Origin of the sequence: Lamprobacter sp., from assembly GCF_034860625.1 — a bacterium.
Taxonomy (GTDB): domain Bacteria; phylum Pseudomonadota; class Gammaproteobacteria; order Chromatiales; family Chromatiaceae; genus Lamprobacter.
Map to the genome: position 1 here is coordinate 1 of NZ_JAYESN010000538.1, position 1,289 is coordinate 1,289.

Sequence of the window (1,289 nt, forward strand, 5' to 3'; positions counted from 1 at the left end):
ACCTTGTTGCTCTTTCTGCTGTGGGATGCGCGCTACAGCACTGACAAGCAATTAGCCTTTGATGAGCTTGCTCGTGACACGCGCCTGCTGGCTTTGCTCGGCTGGGAGGCGAAACAGGCGACGGATTGGCTGGATTGGATGGCAAGCCAAGGTTGGGTTCAGCTCGATCGGTATACCGGCAGCGTGGTGCTGCTGCGTCTCGCCGAGACTCCAAAGGTTATTGCCCGGCTATACAGCGAGTTGGTTTGAGTTTGAACAATCATGAAACAAGTTATTTGGACGGACTACTTTAAGTTCAGGGTCGAACTTCGTGGTTTTAATCTTGCAAACGTTGAAGAAATTCTGAGGTATAGCACTGAGCGATACTATGATACCGTTACGAAAAGATTGGTGGTTGTTGGCAAAGATGGGAATGTCATAGTGATGATTCCCTATGAGAACTCTGATGAGAACGTCATAACGCCAATCACAATACATGCTACAAATCGCCAACAAATAAAATACAGAGTAAAATGCGGTAAGGTACCAAAATGAATAACCCCAAGCTCTCATATTTTGAAAAAGAAGATATTTTGCATTTGGCAATGTCTGATGAATGCGAATCTAGCAGCGTTGAAATTAGCCCAAATATTACTGCAGAATTAAATGATGAAGGCGAGCTTATTGGTATTGAGATAATGGGTGCAAGTTTGTTTTTGCGAGATTCGCTCTTAGAGTCGGCTCAAGCTAAGTTATTGCAACTATCAAAAAAAGTAGCTTAAGAGCGCAATATAAGCGATCGTAAAATCCCTGCGCACTTTTGCTGACTATTGAGTTGAGTCAGTTTGCGCTAGCCTGTTGGCTTTCTCTCCATGAGGAAATGCGCTGAGATATATGTGCTAGCTACTGCTACATATTTTGCACCGGAGGATTGTTTGCCGGGTGACGACCATGAACACAATCGGCGGAAAAATCAGTGACGATTACGGCTGGGAGTTGACTGTTTTTTATAAGCTTCGCGAAGCGAGCGATGGCATCGTCTTTTTTAACAGCATCATCAACTGGGATCGATACCTGGGTGATCATTCGCCCAGGTTCGAACTTCATCTCGTCGTCTTTAATCATACGATTATCGAGTTCAATGTTTACTACTTGCATCACCGTGACAACGACTAACAGCGATTTAATCTGAGATCCGAGCCCATGAGTCACGAGAGTCACGATCACAACTTCAAGAACCTGATTCTCGATTACCCGCGCGAGGCGATCGCCTTCTTCGCGGCAGCCGAGGCGCGAGCGATCGATGCCGA

General features: G+C 45.8%; 3 protein-coding genes and 1 pseudogene. 3 read left to right on the forward strand and 1 reads right to left on the reverse strand.

Annotation, left to right across the window (positions count from 1 at the left end; translation table 11 throughout):
* From VBE63_RS29575 to VBE63_RS29585, 3 genes and pseudogenes are all read left to right on the forward strand, one after another.
* Nucleotides 1-249 (forward strand): annotated as a pseudogene (locus VBE63_RS29575) (hypothetical protein); the annotation flags it as partial.
* A 12-nt stretch (nt 250-261) separates the two neighbouring features.
* Nucleotides 262-534, forward strand: coding sequence for a hypothetical protein (locus VBE63_RS29580; RefSeq protein ID WP_323686546.1), 273 nt, complete (start codon nt 262-264; stop codon nt 532-534).
* Nucleotides 531-761 (forward strand): DUF2283 domain-containing protein, encoded by a 231-nt coding sequence (locus VBE63_RS29585; protein WP_323686547.1) that lies wholly within the window; start codon nt 531-533, stop codon nt 759-761. The genes VBE63_RS29580 and VBE63_RS29585 overlap by 4 nt, the downstream gene beginning before the upstream one ends.
* Nucleotides 762-888: 127 nt before the next feature.
* Here VBE63_RS29585 and VBE63_RS29590 read toward each other — a convergent pair.
* Nucleotides 889-1,289: hypothetical protein (locus VBE63_RS29590; RefSeq protein WP_323686548.1), on the reverse strand; the 401-nt coding region annotated here is incomplete at its 5' end.

Bases quoted from the DNA above. Each gene is read 5' to 3' on its own strand.
- VBE63_RS29580 (WP_323686546.1), top strand. From the start codon at position 262: ATGAAACAAGTTATTTGGACGGACTACTTTAAGTTCAGGGTCGAACTT.
- VBE63_RS29585 (WP_323686547.1), top strand. From the start codon at position 531: ATGAATAACCCCAAGCTCTCATATTTTGAAAAAGAAGATATTTTGCAT.